The 19,198-nt window shown below is 69.1% G+C and carries 16 protein-coding genes and 1 pseudogene; 1 reads left to right on the forward strand and 16 read right to left on the reverse strand.

The genetic code is table 11. The features are described from left to right. Positions 1–14: 14 nt before the first annotated feature. From AC1MFI_RS14260 to AC1MFI_RS14335, 16 genes and pseudogenes are all read right to left on the reverse strand, one after another. Positions 15–2,840 carry a DEAD/DEAH box helicase gene (locus tag AC1MFI_RS14260; protein ID WP_479817696.1) on the reverse strand — a complete coding sequence of 942 codons (2,826 nt, stop codon included), beginning with the start codon at positions 2,838–2,840 and terminating at the stop codon, positions 15–17. A gap of 122 nt (positions 2,841–2,962) precedes the next feature. Further along, positions 2,963–3,748: a twin-arginine translocase subunit TatC gene (gene tatC / locus AC1MFI_RS14265; RefSeq protein ID WP_479820895.1), complete on the reverse strand. Its 786-nt coding sequence runs from the start codon at positions 3,746–3,748 to the stop codon at positions 2,963–2,965. A 63-nt stretch (positions 3,749–3,811) separates the two neighbouring features. Beyond that, entirely contained in the window at positions 3,812–4,174 is a 363-nt protein-coding gene (gene tatA / locus AC1MFI_RS14270; protein WP_479817697.1) for a Sec-independent protein translocase subunit TatA, read from the reverse strand. Between the two features lie 37 nt (positions 4,175–4,211). Further along, positions 4,212–4,562 (reverse strand): hypothetical protein, encoded by a 351-nt coding sequence (locus tag AC1MFI_RS14275; RefSeq protein ID WP_479817698.1) that lies wholly within the window; start codon positions 4,560–4,562, stop codon positions 4,212–4,214. 9 nt (positions 4,563–4,571) lie between these two features. Continuing rightward, on the reverse strand, positions 4,572–6,560 hold the full coding sequence (locus AC1MFI_RS14280) for a helix-turn-helix transcriptional regulator (protein WP_479817699.1): 1,989 nt from the start codon (positions 6,558–6,560) through the stop codon (positions 4,572–4,574). Positions 6,561–6,680: 120 nt separating this feature from the next. Further along, positions 6,681–7,076: an FKBP-type peptidyl-prolyl cis-trans isomerase gene (locus AC1MFI_RS14285; protein ID WP_479817700.1), complete on the reverse strand. Its 396-nt coding sequence runs from the start codon at positions 7,074–7,076 to the stop codon at positions 6,681–6,683. A gap of 44 nt (positions 7,077–7,120) precedes the next feature. After that, entirely contained in the window at positions 7,121–8,056 is a 936-nt protein-coding gene (locus tag AC1MFI_RS14290; RefSeq protein WP_479817702.1) for an FKBP-type peptidyl-prolyl cis-trans isomerase, read from the reverse strand. 144 nt (positions 8,057–8,200) lie between these two features. After that, positions 8,201–9,562, reverse strand: coding sequence for a Pup--protein ligase (pafA, locus tag AC1MFI_RS14295; RefSeq protein WP_479817703.1), 1,362 nt, complete (start codon positions 9,560–9,562; stop codon positions 8,201–8,203). Beyond that, positions 9,562–10,317: a proteasome subunit alpha gene (prcA, locus tag AC1MFI_RS14300; protein WP_479817705.1), complete on the reverse strand. Its 756-nt coding sequence runs from the start codon at positions 10,315–10,317 to the stop codon at positions 9,562–9,564. Before prcA ends, pafA begins: the two co-directional genes overlap by 1 nt. A gap of 3 nt (positions 10,318–10,320) precedes the next feature. Then, positions 10,321–11,148: a proteasome subunit beta gene (gene prcB / locus AC1MFI_RS14305; RefSeq protein WP_479817706.1), complete on the reverse strand. Its 828-nt coding sequence runs from the start codon at positions 11,146–11,148 to the stop codon at positions 10,321–10,323. A 3-nt stretch (positions 11,149–11,151) separates the two neighbouring features. Then, on the reverse strand, positions 11,152–11,355 hold the full coding sequence (locus AC1MFI_RS14310) for a ubiquitin-like protein Pup (RefSeq protein WP_479817707.1): 204 nt from the start codon (positions 11,353–11,355) through the stop codon (positions 11,152–11,154). A gap of 46 nt (positions 11,356–11,401) precedes the next feature. Then, entirely contained in the window at positions 11,402–13,045 is a 1,644-nt protein-coding gene (gene dop / locus AC1MFI_RS14315; protein ID WP_479817708.1) for a depupylase/deamidase Dop, read from the reverse strand. Continuing rightward, positions 13,045–14,730, reverse strand: a pseudogene (gene arc, locus AC1MFI_RS14320) (proteasome ATPase); the annotation flags it as partial. The pseudogene arc and the gene dop, both read right to left, overlap by 1 nt. 240 nt (positions 14,731–14,970) lie before the next feature. Further along, positions 14,971–16,047 carry a tRNA (adenine-N1)-methyltransferase gene (locus AC1MFI_RS14325; protein ID WP_479817709.1) on the reverse strand — a complete coding sequence of 359 codons (1,077 nt, stop codon included), beginning with the start codon at positions 16,045–16,047 and terminating at the stop codon, positions 14,971–14,973. A gap of 168 nt (positions 16,048–16,215) precedes the next feature. Next, complete coding sequence (locus tag AC1MFI_RS14330; RefSeq protein WP_479817711.1) at positions 16,216–17,370, reverse strand: site-2 protease family protein; 1,155 nt, start codon at positions 17,368–17,370, stop codon at positions 16,216–16,218. Then, positions 17,367–18,191 (reverse strand): HAD family hydrolase, encoded by an 825-nt coding sequence (locus tag AC1MFI_RS14335; RefSeq protein WP_479817712.1) that lies wholly within the window; start codon positions 18,189–18,191, stop codon positions 17,367–17,369. The genes AC1MFI_RS14330 and AC1MFI_RS14335 overlap by 4 nt, the downstream gene beginning before the upstream one ends. Before the next feature lie 105 nt (positions 18,192–18,296). Between AC1MFI_RS14335 and AC1MFI_RS14340 the strand changes: the two genes are divergently transcribed. Then, entirely contained in the window at positions 18,297–19,187 is an 891-nt protein-coding gene (locus AC1MFI_RS14340) for a PAC2 family protein (RefSeq protein WP_479817713.1), read from the forward strand. Positions 19,188–19,198 lie beyond the last annotated feature (11 nt).

Consider the following 19,198-nt stretch of genomic DNA (forward strand, 5'->3'; position numbering starts at 1 on the left):
TCCCGGGACGGGGACTATTCACTGATGTTCGAGTATGCCACCACGCCGCGACGAATCAGTCGGATCGCCCGGATGCACGTCTGCTGCAGGCTGCCCGGAAGGTCCGGCACCTTGGCCAGCTGGTCGAGCAGGTCGATGACCTGCTTGGACCAGCGCACGAAGTCTCCCGCTGCGAGTTCGGTCCCGCTGAGGGCCGCCTGGAGGGACCGGCCCTGGGCCCACTTGAACATCGGCCAGACGAGCGAGAGCTCCGGTTCACCGGTGACGGGAAGCCGATGCTGCTCCTCGACGTCGTTGAGCTGGGACCACTGCCGGATGATCGTCTCCACGGAGCCTTCGAGGGACACGCTCGGCATCACCGGGCGCACCCCGCGCTCCTCGCGCTTGGCCTGGTAGACGAGCACCGTGGCGACGGCTGCGAGCTCCGCCGCATCGAGGTCGCTGAAGGCACCCTCCTCGACGCACAGGGCGATCAGGAGGTCCTTCTCGCCGTAGATCCGGCGCAGCTTCTGGCCGGCGGCGCTGACGGACATGCCGTCGTCCGTGTACTCGAGGTACCCGTAGTGCCCGAGGACCTCGGAGACGCGGTCGAAGGTCTTGGCGATCGTGTTGGTCCGCCCGCGGATCTGGCCTCCCAGCTGATCGGTCTCCCGACGCAGCTTGAACCACCGCTCGGCCCAGCGCGCGTGCTGCTCGCGTTCGCTGCACCCGTGGCAGGGATGCGCACGGAGGCGGCGCCGGACTTCGGTGATGGCACGTTCCTCTTCGGCTGCCGACGCCGAGTAGCCGGCCGCCACACGATCGGCCCCCCGCCGTGGCGGCCGCTTCTCCTGCAGCGCGTTGCGCAACGAGGACGTGAGGTCGCGGCGGTCCTTCGGGCTGCGGGCACTGAAGTGCTTCGGAATCCGGATGCGGGAGAGTACCTCCACGGGGCCGTCGAGGTCCTGCACGCCGACCCGGCGGATCTGCGTCTCGAGGGTGAGCACGGTGGGCCGTGGTTCCCGGGAGGTGTCGCTGTCCAGGACGACGGCGAAACCCTGGCTCCTCCCGCCGGGGACGTCGATCACGTCGCCGGGACGCAGCGATTCCAGGGAGGATTCGGCCGCCGACCTCAGCGTGCGCGACCGGTCACGGGATGCCCGCGACTCGAGCTCGGACAGCTCGCGCCTCAGGTTCGCATACTCGCGGAAGTCCCCGAGGTGGCACGTCATCGACTTCTCGTAGCCCTTGAGGGATTCCTCGCGGCTGCGCACCTGCTTCGCGAGCCCGACGACGGAACGATCCGCCTGGAACTGGGCGAAGGACGTCTCGAGGATCTCCCGTGAACGCTCCTGGCCGAACTGCGCCATCAGATTGATGCTCATGTTGTAGGTCGGCCGGAAGCTCGAGTTCAACGGGTAGGTGCGCCGGGACGCGAGGCCGGCCACGGCGCCGGGATCGGTGCCCGGCTGCCAGAGGACGACGGCATGCCCCTCGACGTCGATGCCGCGGCGCCCGGCACGGCCCGTGAGCTGGGTGTACTCCCCCGCCGTCACGTCGACGTGCGCCTCGCCGTTGAACTTGTCGAGTTTCTCGAGCACGACCGTGCGGGCGGGCATGTTGACGCCGAGGGCCAGTGTCTCGGTCGCGAAGACCGCCTTGACGAGTCCTGCCGCGAACAGCCGTTCGACGATCTCCTTGAAGGTCGGCAGCATCCCGGCGTGGTGCGCCGTGAAGCCGCGGATGAGGCCTTCCCGCCACGTCCAGAACCCGAGGATCTCGAGATCGTCACGCGGGATGTCCATGGTGGCCTCATCGATGGTCTCGCTGATCTCGTCCCGTTCCTCCTCCGTGGTGAGCCACAACCCGGCGTGCAGGCACTGCGTGACGGCCGCTTCGCAGCCCGCCCGGGAGAAGATGAACGTGATGGCCGGGAGGAGGTCGGAGCGGTCGAGTGCGCTGATCACCTGGGGCCGTGTGGCGCGGCGCACCGCCGTCGTCTGCGGGGGTCCTCCGCGCCCGTTGCGGGGCTTGCCGCGCCGCCCGCCGGGGCCGCCCCAGGTGGCCCGCTGGTTGAGCCGGATCTCGTTGCTCGCCAGTTCGAGCAGTTCGGGATTGACGTCGTACTGGTTGCGGGCGCCGCTTCCGGCACCTTCCGGCGCCGCCTCGTCGAACGCGACATCGCCGGCGAACAGGTCGATGAGGCTCTGGCCGACCATCACGTGCTGCCAGAGCGGGACCGGGCGGTGCTCGGACACGACGACGTCGGTGTCTCCGCGCACGGTGTCCAGCCATGCGCCGAACTCCTCGGCGTTCGACACGGTGGCGCTGAGGGACACCAGCCTGACCTCGGTGGGCAGGTGGATGATCACCTCCTCCCACACCGCTCCCCGGAACCGGTCGGCCAGGTAGTGCACCTCGTCCATCACCACGTAGCCCAGGTTGTCGAGGGCGTCCGAATTGGCGTACAGCATGTTGCGCAGGACCTCGGTGGTCATCACGATCACGTCGGCATCGGCGTTGATGTTCGTGTCGCCGGTGAGGAGGCCGACGCGGTCGGTGCCGTGCACGGCGGCCAGTTCGGAGTACTTCTGGTTGCTCAGCGCCTTGATGGGCGTCGTGTAGAAGGCCTTGAGGCCGTGCTGCAGCGCCATGAACACGGCGAACTCCCCCACCACCGTCTTTCCGGCTCCGGTGGGTGCCGCGACGAGCACGCCCCTGCCGGCCTCGAGCGCCGTACACGCCTCGCGCTGGAACGGATCGAGCTCGAAGTCCAGCGTCTGCTCGAAATGGAACAGCTGCGTCCGCGAGTGTTCGGTGCGTGCCTTTGCAGCTGCGTATCTCTCGGCGGGAGTGCTCATCTTTCCACCCTAGACGCTCCGCCCGGACCGGGCACGCCGCCCCGGCGTGCGGCCTTCGGTGATCGATGGTGCTTGCAGGACGGGCCGTGGTCGTGCTGATCCTGCCGCTCGAGCGGCAGGGGTCAGAGGGCGTCGAGGGGTGTGGCGGTGTCCGCGGTGGCCTCGACGGCGGCTTCGCGGGCCGCGGTGCGGCGGGCCCGGCGCTTGTCGTTGAGCAGGCACAGGCCGATCGCGACGAAGAACAGCAGGAGCAGGGGCACCGCGAGGTAGAACATGCTCAGTGCGTCCCCACCCGGGGCGGCCATCGCCGCGAACAGGCACACCAGGAACACCGTGATCCGCCACGCCTTGAGGATCTGCTTCCCCGAGACCAGGCCCACCATGTTCAGCCCGACCAGGACCACCGGGAGCAGGAACGCGATCCCGAACGCGAGCATCAGGCGCAGCACGAACGTGAAGTACACGGACACGCTGATGTAGTTGGAGAAGTCCTCCGGCGTGAACTCCGTCAGGACCCGCACCGCGTTGGGCAGGATCAGCCAGGCCAGGGCGATGCCGGCCAGGAACAGCGGGAAGGCCACGGCGATGAACGCCAGTGCGATCCGGCGCTCCTTCGTCTTCAGCCCCGGGGTGATGAACGCCCACAACTGGTACAGCCAGACCGGGCTGGAGATGACCAGGCCAAGGAACACCGAGACCTGGATGAGCAGGTCGAACGGGGAGGCGGCGCTGTCGAAGTTCAGTGACGCCGTCCGGCCGTCCTGGGCGTTGATCGCAATGATCGGCGCGGCCAGCGCCCGCAGCACCGGCTCGTACACGAAGAACCCGGCCACGGTCGCGAGGATGACCGCGATCGCGGACTTGAACAAGCGGTTGCGGGCCTCGCGCAGGTGCTCCTTCAGGGCCATACGCCCTTCGGGGTTCGCTTTCCTGCCGCGCTGGCGGACCTTCGCGGGTGACACCGGCTGTCCCTACTGGCTGGTGCGCGAGGAACCGCTCTGCTGCGAGGGTCCCGCCTGGCCCTCGCCACGGACGTCGGCCCGCGCGTCACCCTGCACATGACCCACCGGGGTCCCCTGCTGGTAGCCTGGCTGGCCCGGGACCTGGTGCGTGGGTGTGTAGGTCTGCGGGCCCGGGGTGTTGACGACCCGGCCCTCCACGGGATCCGTGCCGGGCTCGCCGGTGTTGTTCTCGTCCTTCATCTGCTTCACCTCGGACTTGAAGATCCGCAGCGACTGGCCCACGCTGCGCGCCAGCCCCGGAAGCTTCGGAGCGCCGAACAGAACGATCGCAAGAACGATGATGATGACGATGTGCCAGCCTTCGAGCCTCATGCCCAATTCCTCTCGTTGATCCCTCCACCAGTTTAGGTCACAGGTGGGGCATGTCCCGCAGGAGTTGGGGCTGCCCGCGCCGGTCACGCCGGGCGACCCGCCTGCTGCGCCGGTCGTCGATCCGCCGGAGCTTCGCCGATTCACGCGCCGCCCTGACCTCGACCGGCGCGGAGAATACGGCCGGTACGGGGATTCCGGGCACGCTCGCGGTTGCGGGAGCGCTCTCGCCGTCGGCCGGGATGTTCACGTCGAAGCGGTCCATCGCTTCCCCGAATTCACCGAGAGTTCGCATTCCACGTCGGAACACGCCGAATCCGACCGCGACGAGGAAGATCACGCTGACAGCCACCAGCGCAACCCACAGCACGATCCACATCCACCAGAGCATGGTGCCAGTCTAGGCCAGTGCCTGGTGGGCGCGGGCTGCCTCGAGCCAGCGGAGGGTCTCCTCGCGCACCTCGGCGGGAGCGACGACGGCTGCGGATCCTCCGAGGCCCGCGACGAGGCCGGGGATCCAGGAGCTCGAGGCGACCCTCAGGCGCGCGGCCAGGCGGTCCTCGCCGAGCTCCTGCACGGCGTCGGCGTTGTACTGTGCGGCGATCCACCGGGCCCGGGGCTCCAGCAGGAGCGTGACAGCCTGGTCCGCCTCACCGGAGCGGTAGGGCGCAGCGGTCCGCCGGTCGCGGTCGAGGGATTCCTCGTCGACGGCGGCCGTGGCCGGCTGGTCCGTCAGGGTGGCGCTCTGGATGCGGTCGAGGCGGAAATTGCGCAGCCCGTCGGAGTCGACGCTCCACGCCTCCAGGTACCACGTGTCCTGGTGCAGGAAGATGCGCAGCGGCTCGAGCAGCCGGTGCGTGATCTCGTCTCGTGTCGGCACGAAGTAGTCCACTTCCACCCGCACTCCCGAGTGCAGGGCGGCCTGCAGTACCTCGAGGGTCGGATCGATGTCGTCCTCCGTGAGCTTCGTGGCCACCGCGGCCCCGATACGGGCCGCGTCCCCGGCCGCAGCGGTCAGCTTGGTCTGTGCGCTGACGATCGCCTCGTTGTTCCTCATACCGGGCAGTTCACGAAGGGCCTGGAGCCCGACGATCAGGGAACACGCCTCGTCCATGCTCAGCTTGACCGGCTCCGCGAGGTCGCGCGCGTTGGTCAGGTAGATCCTGCCGTCCTCGATGTTCACGTCCATGAGCGCATCGGGATAGTGCCGGGGGCCACTGACGAAGAGCAGGTCCAGGTCCTTGGTGAGCTGGCTCTCCGTCACCTCGAACTTCCGCGCCGTCTCCCCCACTTCCGCCCCGGGATTGGCCAGGAGATAGGGCACGAGGTCGAGCAGGCGCAGGAGATGATCCTGCGAGGACGATTTCCGGCGCGGCGCGGGCCGCACCGCACCGGTGATCTCGAGGCCCTGCGGGGCCGCGACGGCCGCGGTGTAGGCTCCCTCCAGCAGGCGCGCCACCTGGGCTGCCAGTTCTGCCGGTTCCTCGACCTTCGCGTTGGTCCCCAGCCCGGCGATCGTCGCGGCCATGGGGCTCGAGGCCGCATACGGCACCCGCAGGAGGTCCCACTCCTCCCCCGTCTCGAGGACCTCGGCGTCCTTCCGGACCCTCAGCACCTGGCAGGATCCGGGGCGGGCGGCGACGACGGCGGTGCGATCGGGCTCGCTCCGCGACAGGGAAGAGAGCGTCTGGTTCATGTCGAAGGACGCAGGGACCTCGAAGGTGCCGCGCACCGGCACGGGCTCGCCCGTCATCCGGGAGAGCCGGAAGAAGCGTTCGGCCTTGCGGGTGGTGTCGTATCCGACGACGTACCAGTGGCCGAAGCGGGCGCCCATTCCCCACGGGTGCACGGTCCGGACCTCCTCGCGCCCCGTGCTGGCCGCGCGGTAGGGAAAACGGAGGGGGGTGCGGCTGGTCAGCGCCTGCCACACGATGTCCCAGTACGGGGCATCCGTGGTGATGCGCGGCTGGATCAGCGGCGTCAGCTCGATCCCGCCGTCGGTGCTGCGCGAACTGAGCTTCCGCAGGGCCCGCGAGGCCGCGGCGTCGAGGGACCCCTGGTCCCAGACACCGGCGGCCAGGTTGAGGACCGCGTACTCCTCCGGCTGGAAGGTCACGCCGCCGAGGCGATAGTTCTCGGCATTGATGCGGTACCGCTGCACCGTGTTGTCGTTGTCGAAGAGCGTGTCCTCGCTGAAGGATTCCAGGGGGATGCCCTGCTCGCGCAGCGCCGCCTTGTCCCGGTCGAAGAGCTTCTCGCGGGCGGCCACCGAGGTCGCCTCGCGGTACAGGTCGATCTCCTCGAACAATTCCTCCTTCGTGTACCCACGGCGGCTCGACAGGAGCATGATCACGAGGGTGAGGAGGCGTTCGGTACGTTTTGCGGACACGGTGAAACCCTACCTTCACGGAAGCGGCAGAAGGGACGCACGCCAACCGGGGGTCGGCCTGCGTCCCTTCCGGACGATGGTGCGGGAACCGCGCGGACCCTTGGGGTCCGGGAGGTCGTGCTAGCGGACGCCGAGCAGGTCCACCACGAAGATCAGCGCCTCGTTGGGGCCGATGGCGGACCCGGCACCGCTGGGTCCGTACGCGAGGTGGGACGGGATCTCGAGGCGGCGACGACCGCCCACCTTCATGCCGAGGAGGCCCTGGTCCCAGCCCTGGATGACCTGCCCGACGCCGACCTTGAAATCGAGCGGTGTCCCGCGGTTCCAGGAGGCGTCGAATTCCTCACCCGTGGAGAAGGCGACACCGACATAATGCGTGGACACGGTGTTGCCGGGCTTCGCCTCGTCGCCGGTCCCCTCGATGATGTCCTCGATGAGGAGGTCGGCCGGGACGTCATGGGCGGGGAAGTCGATCTCCGGCTTCTGCCGGTCGAAGTTGCGCTGTCCGAAGGACATGGTTTCCTTTCCTGGTGCTTTCGTTGGCTGGCGGAGGCCCCGAACTACTGGGCCGCTTCCTTGCTGACGATCTCGACGTAGAACACGAGGGTGCCGGAGGGCTGTCCCTGCGAGGCATTGGGGTAGGCCCATGGCTCCGGGATGACGAGCAGGACCTTGGATCCGACCTTCTGCCCGGCGAGGCCCTTGGTCCATCCGGTGATGACCTGGTTCAGCGGGAACGTGGCCGGCTCGCCGCGATCGTAGCTCGAGTCGAACTTCTCACCGTCGCTGTAGGTCCAGCCGGCGTAGTTCGCGGTGATGCTGTCGGTCTCGGCGACCACCTCACCGGTGCCCTCCTCGAGTACCTTGACGACGAGGTCGTCGGAGGGCTCGTTCTCGGGGATCGTGACCTCGGGGGCGCCGTTCTCCCCGAAGGTGAAGGTGGGCAGGCGGCCCTCGTCGTCGAGCTTCTTGACGTCCTCGGGCGAGAGGGCCTCAGGCTCCGGCGGAGGCTGCTCGGCCGAGATGACCTTCAGGACGATCAGCTGCTGCGGTACGGCGGTCTGGCCCTCCGCCGGCTCGGGCGAGGGACGCGTGTAGGCCACCTGGGCACCGACCTTCGTACCGACGAGCACCTCGTAGAGCTCGCTGTCCTGCTCCTTGAGCATGTCGTCCACGGGCAGCACCTGGGGCTCGCCCTGGCTGTAGGTGTCACCGAGGACTTCGCCGTCCTCGGCGTTGAGCGAGACGAGCTGGTAGCGGATCTGCTGACCGGCCTGCACCTCGTCGCCGTCGCCGTCCGCGACCGTCTTCGCGGCCACGCCGGTGATGTCCAGGGGTGATTCGAATTCGACGGTCGGTGCTTCCTCGTCGGATCCGCCGCTCACCTCGACCGTGTCGAAGACCTCGGCGGCGCCGGCCGAATTCCCCGTCGTCGTGCCGCCGCAGGCTGTCAGCAACAGCAGGAGCGGAAGGAGGATTGCTAGTACTTTTCGCACAGAACCACTTTCAGATTGATGACCAGTCCAGGCTGCCCGCAGAACAAAGGGCCCTGACAAGCCTAACGGCTGCGGAGCCGCGGTTCCTCCCGGGAATGCCCTCTCGACCGCCGGCACGCCGCACCGGAGTCCGGATTCCGTCCCTCACAGCTGCTGGAGGAGTGCCTCCACGCGCTCGTCCACCGAGGTGAAGGGGTCCTTGCAGAGGATGGTCTGCTGCGCCCGGTCGTTGAGCTTCAGGTGCACCCAGTCGACGGTGTAGTCGCGGTTCGCCTCCTTCGCCCGGCGGACGAACTCGCCGCGCAGGCGGGCCCGCGTGGTCTGCGGCGGCACGTCCACCGCTTCCTTCACCGCGGTGTCGTCGACGACCCGCGCAGCCTCCCCGCGGGCCTGCAGCAGGAAGAACAGGCCACGCGACCGTGAGATGTCGTGGTACGTGAGGTCGAGCTGGGCTGCCCTGGCCGAATCGAGGTCCCCGCCCGAGCGGGCGAGGTAGCGGTCGATCAGCTTCTTCTTGATCGCCCAGTCCACCTCCGTATCGATGCTTCTGGTGTCCCCGGTCTCGACGGCGTCGAGCACACGCTCCCACAGCCCGAGGACCGCGGGGACGTGCGCGTTGTGCGCGCCGCGCTGCTCCACGAAGGCCGTGGCACGGGCGAGGTATTCGCGCTGCATCTCGAGGGCCGTCATGTGCCGGCCGTTGGCGAGCTTGAGGAGCTGCTGTCCTGTGAGGTCGTGCGAGATCTCCCGGATGCTGCGGATGGGGTTCTCCAGGCGGAAGTCCCGCATCAGCTCGCCTGCCTCGACCATGCGCAGCAGCAGGTCCACCGAGCCGATCTTCAGGAGCGTGGTGGTCTCGGACATGTTCGAGTCCCCGGCGATCACGTGCAGCCGGCGGTAGTGCTCGGCGTCGGCGTGCGGCTCGTCCCGGGTGTTGATGATGGGCCGGGAGCGGGTGGTGGCCGAGGAGATGCCTTCCCACAGGTGGTCCGCCCGCTGCGAGAACGCGTAGATGGAGCCCGTCTGCGTCTTGAGGACCTTGCCCGCCCCGACGAGGAGCTGCCGCGTGACGAGGAAGGGGATGAGGATGTCCGCGAGCCGCGCGAACTCCAGCTTCCGGGGAATGAGGTAGTTCTCGTGGCTCCCGTACGAGTTGCCCGCGGAATCGGTGTTGTTCTTGAAGAGGAAGATCTTGCCGTCGTAGCCCTCCTGCGCCAGCTTGCGCTGCGCCTCGGTCACGAGATCCTCCAGGATCAGTTCCCCGGCGCGGTCGTGGGCGATGAGCTGCGCGAGGTCGTCGCACTCCGCCGTCGCGTACTCGGGGTGCGAGCCGACGTCGAGGTAGAGGCGTGAACCGTTGGTCAGGAAGACGTTGGAGGACCTCCCCCAGCTGACGACCTTGCGGAAGAGGTAGCGGGCCACCTCCTCCGGGGAGAGAGGCCGGGAGTTCGGCCCGGAGTAGGAGATGCCGAATTCGGTCTCGACTCCGAAGATGCGGCGGTCCATCAGGTGTCCTGTTCGTGCTGCAGCAGGTTCTCGAGCTCCGGTCCGCCGATCCGGCGGAAGGCTCTCCGGCTCCCGCGCAGCGTGTCGGGGTCCCGTTCGAGGAAGGCGACTTCGAGGAGGGACGGACCCAGCGGCGGCGCTGCTGGGCGGTTGCCGTTCGTGACGGCCGGCGCCTGCGCGGCGCCGCCGTCGCTCCTGAGGGCCCGTGCGGAGGCGCGGACTGCTTCCTGGAGGCTGAGGTCGGCGGACCAGGTGCCCTGGAGCGCGTCGACGACGGCGTCCGCGGCGCCGCCCATGACGACGAAGCCGGACTCGTCCGCGATGGAGCCGTCGAAGGTCAGCCGGTACAGGTGGTCTGCGTCCCGGGTACGGCCCACCTCTGCCACCACGAGTTCGACCTCGAAGGGCTTGCTCTCCGCAGTGAATACCGCGCCCAGGCTCTGCGCGTAGACGCTGGCCAGTCCGCGGGCGGTCACGTCCTCGCGGGCGTAGGAGTAGCCGCGGACGTCCGCGTAGCGCACGCCGGCCTGCCGGAGGCTCTCGAACTCGTTGTACTTGCCCACCGCCGCGAAGGCGATGCGGTCGTAGATCTCGCCGAGCTTGTGCAGCGAGGGTGAAGGGTTCTCGGCGACGAGTGCGATCCCGTCCCTGCAGCTCATCACCACGACGGACCGGCCTCGGCCGATCCCCTTCCGCGCGAAGTCCGCGCGGTCCTTCATCAGCTGTTCGGGCGAGACGTAGAACTGCTGTGTCATGGCCTATGCCTCCCGGCCTGTCGCGGAGCGGGCGTCGATGATGGAGTGCGCTGCGGCTTCGAGTTCGCGCTCGGGGATCCGGCGCGCGCCCGCGCCGTCCACGACGTAGACCACGGGCCACAGCGCGCGGACAGTGTCCGGCCCGCCGGTCGCGGAGTCGTCGTCGGCGGCGTCGTACAGCGCTTCGACGGCGACGCGCACCGCGGAGGCTTCGTCCAGGCGTGGGTTCCAGAGCTTCTTGAGCGCTCCGCGCGCGAAGACCGAACCGGAACCGACCGAGTGGTGCTCGTGCTCCTCGTACCGACCACCGGTGACGTCGAAGGAGAACAGCCGCCCTACGTGGCGGTCGGTGTCGAACCCGGCGAAGAGCGGCACGACGGCGAGGCCCTGCATCGCCATGGGGAGGTTCTGCCGGACCATCGCGGCGAGCCGATTGGCCTTGCCGTCGAGGCTCATCATCGTCGCCTCGATCTTCTCGTAGTGCTCCAGCTCCACCTGGAACAGGCGGGTCAGGTCGAGCCCGATACCGGCGCTCCCGGCGATCCCCAGGACCGAGTAGACGTCAGCGGGGAACACCTTCTCGATGTGCCGGCTGGCGATCACGTTGCCCATCGTGGCACGCCGGTCGCCGGCCATCAGGACGCCGCCGGGAAAGGTCAGCGAGACGATGGTCGTCGCATGCGGTGCCAGGCGCGAGGTGTCCGTGGACGAGCTCACCGTGCCGAATGTCCGGTTCGACGGCAGCAGCCCGGGGTGGTGCGCGCCCAGGTAGTCGGTGAAGGACGTGGAGGCCGCCCGGGGAACCGCCGCTGCTGCATCGTCCGGAAGCATCCGCTACTGGCCGCCCTTCTGCACGAACCCTCGCACGAATTCCTCGGCGTTGGATTCGAGGACGCCGTCGATCTCGTCGAGCAGGTCGTCCACTCCCTGCGTCTGAGTGGAGTCCTGGGCCGCGGGAGCTGCGGGGGCGGGCTCGGGGATCTCCTCCTCGGATTTCGAGGATGACCCGCTGGTGTTGATGCGGTCCTGTGTAGCCATGATGGCCGCCCTTTCCGTGTTCGTGACCACTTCGGTGATCTGGTTCCTATGGTGCCACGCGACGATCCGGCCCGCTCAACAATCGCCCGAGGAAATCGCCGGCGTCGGCTGCCAGGTCGAACAGCTCCTCGGTGAGCAGGGCGGTGCCGCGGAGCGGTTCGCGTGTCTGGACGCGCTGCAGGCGCCGCTCCCCCGCGAGCTCGAAGATGAGCGAGTCCCAGCTCGCCCCGACCACTTCCGCGGGGTACTCCGAGATGCAGCGTCCGCGGAAGTAGGCGCGGGTGTCGCGCGGGGGCTCGACCGCGGCACGGGCCACCTCGGTGTCCGTCACGAGCAGCTCGACATCCCCGCGGCGTGCCAGCCGCTGGTAGATGCCCTTCTCCGGCCGGAGGTCGGCGTACTGCAGGTCGACGAGTGCGAGGCGCGGGTCCGTCCAGGCGAGCCCGTCCCGGGCCCGGTAGGCCTCCAGGACCTTCAGCTTGGCGATCCAGTCCACCTGGCGCGAGGCGCCCATCGGATCCTCGCGCAGCGTCCCGAGCAGGGACTGCCAGCGCTCGACGACGTCGCGCGTCTGCTGGTCCGCATCCGCCGGGAGTGCCGCGGAGACGGCGTCGCAGTACAGCTCCTGCAGTTCCAGCCCTGTCAGGTTCCGGCCGTCCGTCAGCCGGACGGTGGCTTGCAGGGAGGGGTCGTGGCTGACGGTGCGCAGCGCCTCGACCGGGTCCTCGAGCACGGGCACCGGAGCCAGGCCCTGCTCGATGAGCGCGAGCACGAGGGCGGTGGTCCCCACCTTCAGGTAGTTCGACACCTCGTTCAGGTTGGCGTCGCCGATGATGACGTGCAGCCGCCGGTACTTCTCGGCGACGGCGTGCGGCTCGTCCCGGGTGTTGATGATGGGGCGCCGGACCGTCGTCTCCAGGCCGACCTCGTTCTCGAAGAAGTCCGCGCGCTGGCTGATCTGGAAGCCGGAGCCCTGGTTCAGCGGGCCGATGCCGACACGTCCCGCGCCGCAGATGACCTGGCGGGAGACGAAGAAGGGGATCAGGGCCTCGGCGAGCCTCGAGAAGGGGACGCTCCGGGGAACGAGGTAGTTCTCGTGGGAGCCGTAGGAGACGCTCTTGCTGTCGGTGTTGTTCTTGTAGAGGATCACGGGCGAGAAGCCGGGCGTGGCACCTATCCGGTGCATCGCGGCGACGGCCACGTGGTCCCCCGCCCGGTCCCAGAGGACGGCGTCGAGAGGGTTGGTCACCTCGGGCGACGAGTACTCCGGGTGGGCGTGGTCGACGTACAACCGGGCACCGTTGTTGAGCACGAGGTTCATGAGCACTGCGGCTTCGGCGGGCTCGCCCCGTTCGAGGGCGATCTGTTCCGCGCTGAGCTCGGCCGGCTCGTCCGTCAGTTGGCTCGGATGGGCGCTGCTGCGCTCCATGCGGAAGCCGCGCGCGTCCGTCAGCGGCGTCTCGTCGGTGTAGTCCCACCGTGTCCCGGCGAGGTTGCCGAGCCCCTCGCGCAGCGTGGCGGCGTAGGCGTTGACCACCTGCGAGGACAGCAGCGTGGGGTTCGCGGACGGCAGGGCGGGCGCGATGATGCCGTACTCCGTCTCCGTGCCCATCACGCGGTGGACGGAGATGCCCTCACCGACCGGCGGTGTCCCGCCCGGCGGGCCGGTCCGTCGTCCGCCCGTGTCCATCACAGATACTGGCCCGTATTCGCCGTCGTCTCGATCGACTTGCCAGGCTCCTGGCCCGCCTTGCCCTGCACGATCGTGCGGATGTACGTGATGCGCTCGCCCTTCTTGCCGGAGATGCGCGCCCAGTCGTCGGGATTGGTGGTGTTCGGCATGTCCTCGTGTTCACGGAACTCGTCCACCACGGCCCGCATCAGGTGCTCGATGCGCAGGCCCTTGGAGCCGTCGAGCAGGAGGTCCTTGATGGCGTACTTCTTCGCCCGGTCCACGACGTTCTGGATGACCGCTCCGGAGTTGAAGTCCTTGAAGTAGAGCATCTCGGTGTCCCCGTTGGCGTAGGTGACCTCGAGGTACTCGTTGGACTTGTCGGTCGAGTACATCTGCTCGACGGTGCGGCGGATCATCTCGGAGATGGTGGCGTGGGCATCGTTGCCGTGCTCGGCGAGGTCCTCCGCGTGGAGCGGCAGGTCCGGGGTGATGTACTTCGCGAAGATCTCGGCGGCACCCTCGGCGTCGGGCCGCTGGATCTTGATCTTCACGTCCAGCCGCCCGGGCCGCAGGATGGCGGGATCGATCATGTCCTCGCGGTTGGAGGCACCGATCACGATCACGTTCTCGAGCTTCTCGACGCCGTCGATCTCGCTGAGCAGCTGCGGCACGATGGTGGTCTCGACGTCGGACGAGACACCCGTGCCGCGCGTGCGGAACAGCGAGTCCATCTCGTCGAAGAACACGACCACGGGACTGCCGTCGGACGCCTTCTCGCGGGCGCGGGCGAAGATCAGCCGGATGTGGCGCTCGGTCTCACCGACGTACTTGTCCAGCAGTTCGGGGCCCTTGATGTTCAGGAAGTAGCTGCGGATCTGCTCCAGGCCCGCGCGCTCGGCGGCACGGGCTGCGAGCGAGTTGGCGACGGCCTTCGCGATCAGGGTCTTGCCGCAGCCGGGAGGCCCGTAGAGGAGGATCCCCTTGGGCGGCTTGAGTCCGTGCTCGCGGTAGAGATCGGGGTGCAGGAACGGCAGCTCGACGGCGTCCCGGATCTGCTCGATCTGGGGGCCGAGACCGCCGATGTCCCCGTAGGCGATGTCCGGCACCTCCTCGAGCACGAGGTTCTCCACCTCGCTCCGGGGCACCTTCTCCAGGCCGTAGCCCGACCGCGTATCGACGGCGAGGGCGTCGCCCACACGGATCTTCTCGGCCTGGAGCGGTCCGCTGAGCTTGATGACGCGTTCGTCGTCCGTGCGTCCCACGACCAGCGCACGGTCGGTGCCCATGAGCTCCTTGACGGTGACGATCTCCCCTGCCCGCTCGAAGCCGAGGGCCGCGACGATCGTGAGGGACTCGTTGAGCAGCACCTCCTGGCCCGGCGCGAGCTGGCGGACACTGATGAGGGGGCTGACGGTCACGCGGAGCTTCCGCCCCGACTGCAGGATGTCGGCGGTGTCCTGCACCGTCGCCTCCGTGGTGGTGCCCGGCTCGGACGGGCGCTTCGGGTTCACCTGCATCACGGTGGCGAAGCTGAACGGCGCGGCGCCCTCCTTCTCGAGGGCCGCCTTGAGCCGCACGATCTCCGTCCGGGCGGATTCCAGGGCGGAGACGAGCTTCCCGTTGTTCTGCGTCGCCGACGCCAGCTGGCGGTCGATATGACGGAGCTTGTCGCGCAGCACGTTCAGTTGGCGCTGGGCCACGGGGTCGACGGGTGGCGGGGTGAAACCCCGCGGATCAGCGGAAGAAGCGTTCTCTTCGGATTCCGGCATGTCGGTTCGCCACCTTAGGTTCTTTCCGTCAGCTGTCTTTCGACCTTAGCGCAGACGCACGTCCGCGGTGTGCAGTCTTAACGGCCACGGCGCGTGGGCTTCTCCCCCGCACCCCGCGCCGCCCTCGCACACCGCCGACAGCTCGTCCGCCCTGCACTCGTCCTGCGCGACCTACTCGACCGTGCCGCCGTCCGCGATGGCATCGCGGCGTGCCTGTGCCTCTTCCGGTGGGAGGGAACCGCGCTGGATCGTCGAGGCGGCATCACGCGCCACTCGACGGAGGCGCTTGTCGGACACGTCGCGTTCACCGACGGCCTGCGGGGTCCAGGCGTTCAGGTCCTCCTCGCTGAAGCCCGTCTTCGACGGACGCCGCTTGGGGGTGAACCCGACGGCGCCGTCCGCCAGCCTGCGGGCCGTGAGCAGGAATCCCGTGTGGGCGACCATGCGGTGGTCGGGCCGGACCGCCAGCCCTTCGAGGTGCCATCCGCGCACCATGGATTCCCACGCCTCGGGCTCCGTGAACCGACCGTCCGCCCGGATGGCCTCGGCGGTGCGGGAGAGCTGCGTCACGGTGGCCACGTAGCTGATCCAGACACCGCCGGGAGCCAGCACGGTCGCGACGGCGTCCAGGCACTCCCACGGCGCGAGCATGTCGAGGACGACGCGGTCCACGGATCCGGGCTCCTCCTGCTCCACCACCTGCTCCTGGAAGTCGCCGAGGGTGATCTGCCACGCCGGGTGCGGACCGCCGAAGATCGTCTCGACGTTGCCGCGGGCGATGTCGGCGAACTCCTCGCGGCGCTCGAAGGAGTGGAGGTACCCGGCGTCGCCCACGGCCCGCAGGAGTGAGATGGAGAGGGCGCCCGAGCCCACTCCGGCCTCGACGACGCGGGCACCGGGGAAGATGTCCGCCATGGTCACGATCTGCCCGGCGTCCTTCGGGTACACGACGGCGGCACCGCGCGGCATGGACAGCACGAAGTCGGACAGGAGCGGCCGCAGGGCCTGATAGAGCTGCCCGCTGGTGTTCTCGAGGATGGTGCCCTCGGTCACGCCGATGAGGGAGTCGTGATGCAGGAAGCCCTTGTGCGTGTGGAACGCCCCGCCCGGCGTCAGGGTGATCGTGTTCATCCGGCCCTTCTCGTCCGTCAGCTGGACGCGCTCGCCGGGCCGGAACGGCCCTCGGCGGGCGGCAGCGCCGTGGGGGGCGGAAGCTGTGGTGGGGTCGGGTGTGGGGAGGGTACTCAAGGGTGGTCCTTCGGCAGGGGCCGGCGGAACCGGCGCGGATGGGGGCTGGAGCTGGGGTGGGAGGCGGATCGGTCGGGGCGGGAAGGTTCGAGAGGCACGGCGTTCGCCGCGTCGTCGTCGCCTTCACCGCCGGGAGAGCCTGCGCCGGCAGGCGGGGTCGAGGGCACGTCAGGAACCGGGCGTGCCCTTGCCCGTGATGGCCTGGACGACCGTCCGCTGGTGGAGCAGGCCGCTGACGGCACCCCGGCGGTCGATGACGGCGTACTCGTTGCCTTCGAGGCGCGCGAGGAACTGCACCAGCTCCTGGCCCTCCGCCCACTCGGGGACGTAGGCTCCTGCGGCGAGACGCCGAGCGGTCGCATTGACCGACGTCGTCCCGGCCGCCTCCTCCGGTACGGCGAGGAGCGCGCCCTCGTCGACGACGGCCTCCGGCACCCCGGCGGTGCCGGTCACGACGACGGCGGCGCCCGGGTTCTCGCGGAGCAGGCGGCGTGCAGCGAGGACGGTGGTACCCGCGGGCAGGCCGATGGCGCGCTGCTGCAACCGTCCCGCGCTGATGGCCGGGAGGCGCAGGCGCATCCTCGCGTTCTCGATGGCCGCCGTCGCGCCCATCCACAGGAAGGCCCCCATGACCACGGCGATGAGGATGACGGCGAGGTCCGGACCCCGGCCCTGGAGCAGCGGCAGGCCGACGACGACCGCGAGCAGCAGTATGACGATGATGCGGCCTGCCCAGCCGGCCGCCACCGTGCCCTTCTCCTGGCTGCCCGTCGCCTTCCAGACCGCGCTCTCCACCAGGCGGCCACCGTCGAGTGGCAGGCCCGGCAGCACGTTGAACAGCGCGACGAGCAGATTGGCCCAGACGAGGATGGTCGTGAGGAGGTAGGAGACCGTGCCGGGCGTCAGGACCTGCAGGATGCCCCAGCCCAGCCCCGCGAGTACGAAGTTCGCTGCGGGTCCGGCCAGAGCGACGAGGAGCGACCTCCCCGGCGAGGCGTTGAAGCTCGCGAACTGGGTATGGCCGCCCCAGAGGTTCAGCACGATCCGGGTGGTCGGCCACCCGAAGGCCCGCGCGGTCAGGGCGTGCGCGAGTTCGTGGATCAGCACGGACGCGGCCAGGAGCAGGGCGTAGCCGAGGGCCACGGCATACGCGCCCGGGCCGATGCCCGGGAAGGCGGCCGCGACGCGTGGTCCGAAGACCACCACGATGAACACGGTGATGACGAACCACGACCACGCGAGGACGACCGGTATCCCGGTGATCCGGCCGAGGGACAGGCCAGGGCTCGCCTCGGCGCGGGGAGGCTTCGGGCTGGTGCTCACGCGATGTCACGCACCCAGTCGTGGCCGGCGTCGTGCCCGGCATCCTGCCACGAGCCCTGCCACGCGTCCTGCCCCGGGGCCGGCAGGAGCGCCGCGAGGTCGGCGGGCGTCCGGCCCTCGAGTGTGTGCCAGTCGGTGCGGCGCTCGTCGGGCGGCAGCGCGACGAAGTGGGGGACGGCGAGCGTGACCAGGCCGGCGGCCAGCGCCGATGTGACCCCGGGCAGCGAGTCCTCCACCGCCACCACGCGGTCCTTGCTCATGCCCGGGTGGTCGGCAGCGAGGAGGTCGAAGCCCAACTGGTAGGCCTCGGGGTCCGGCTTGCCGGCACTCACGCGGTCGCCGGTCACGAGGTGGGAGAACGTGCCGTCCGGTAGCTGCGCGGCGACCGCGCCCGCGAGGAGGCCCTCGGACATCGTGACCATGGCGCACGGGATACCCGCCGCACGCAGTGCCGCGAGCAATTCCCGTGCTCCCGGGCGCCAGGGCACGGCTGCTCGGACGTCCGCCGCGACGCGGTCGGTGAGGTGGTCGATGATGTCGCGGATGCCCAGGCCGACACCGGCCTGCTGGAGCTGCCCCGCGGAGTACGTGAGGGCCTGGCCCACGAGGCCGGTGGCCTGCTCCGTGGTCCACGTCCCGCCATGGGACTCCACCAGTTCCTTCTCCGCCCGGATCCAGTAGGGCTCGGTGTCCACGATCGTCCCGTCCATGTCCCAGAGCACGCCCTGCAGCCCGTGGAGGTTCCCGCCATGGGCGGAGCCGCTGCGCCATGATGCGGGATCGGAGGGGGTCTGAACGGTGCCGGTGGGGTGGTTGGCCATGCTCCCAAGTCTACGGTGACCCCTTGACACGCCCGCACGTCTGCTCTGCGCGTAGCGCCGGAACCTCGCCTGACATCGCCGCGCGCCGGGGTTTAGGGTGAGAACGTGGATAGCTTCGAAGAGAACCAGCCGACCGGCGTGCAGGACCTTTTCCAGGACGCCGCCGAGCCCGAGCGGCGCGTCACGATCATGCTCGCGGCCTTCGAGGGCTGGAACGACGCCGGCGAGGCGGCTAGCGACGCACTGAAGTACATGGGCCGGTTCTTCGGCAGTGAGCGGATCTCCACCATCGACGCCGACGAGTTCTACGACTTCCAGTTCACCCGCCCGATGATCAAACGGAATTCCTCGGGCCAGAGGCGCATCAAGTGGCCCAACACCCGCATCAGCAAGGCCGTGGTGCCGAACTCCAGTGTCGACCTGATCCTGGTGAACGGCGTGGAGCCGTCCTACAAGTGGCGCGCCTACACCGCCGAACTCGTCGCGCTGGCGAAGGAGCTCAGCGTCGACTGCATCGTCCTGGTCGGCGCACTGCTCGCCGACGTCCCGCACTCGCGTCCCATCCCCGTGACGGTGACCTCGGACGACGATCTCGTCCGCGAGAGCCTCGAGGTCGAGCCGTCGACCTACGAGGGGCCCATCGGCATCGTGGGCGTACTGGCCGAGATGGGCCTGCTCGCGGACATCCCCACGATGTCCCTCTGGGCCGCCGTGCCCCACTACGTGGGACAGTCGCCGTCTCCCAAGGCGCAGCTCGCCCTGCTGAACAAGCTCGAGGAGATACTGCAGATCGCCGTGGACACGCACGTCCTGACGGAGGAATCGGAAGCCTGGGAGCGCGGCGTCGACGAGCTCGCCACCGAGGATCCCGAGGTCGCGGCATATGTGCGCCAGCTCGAGGAGGCCAAGGACACGGTGGACCTCCCCGAGGCGAGCGGCGAGTCCATTGCCCGCGAGTTCGAGCGCTACCTCAAGAAGCGGCGTCGCGAGCAGTAGGCCCGAGGGCG

The sequence above is a fragment of the Arthrobacter sp. BC5 genome (assembly GCF_056680255.1).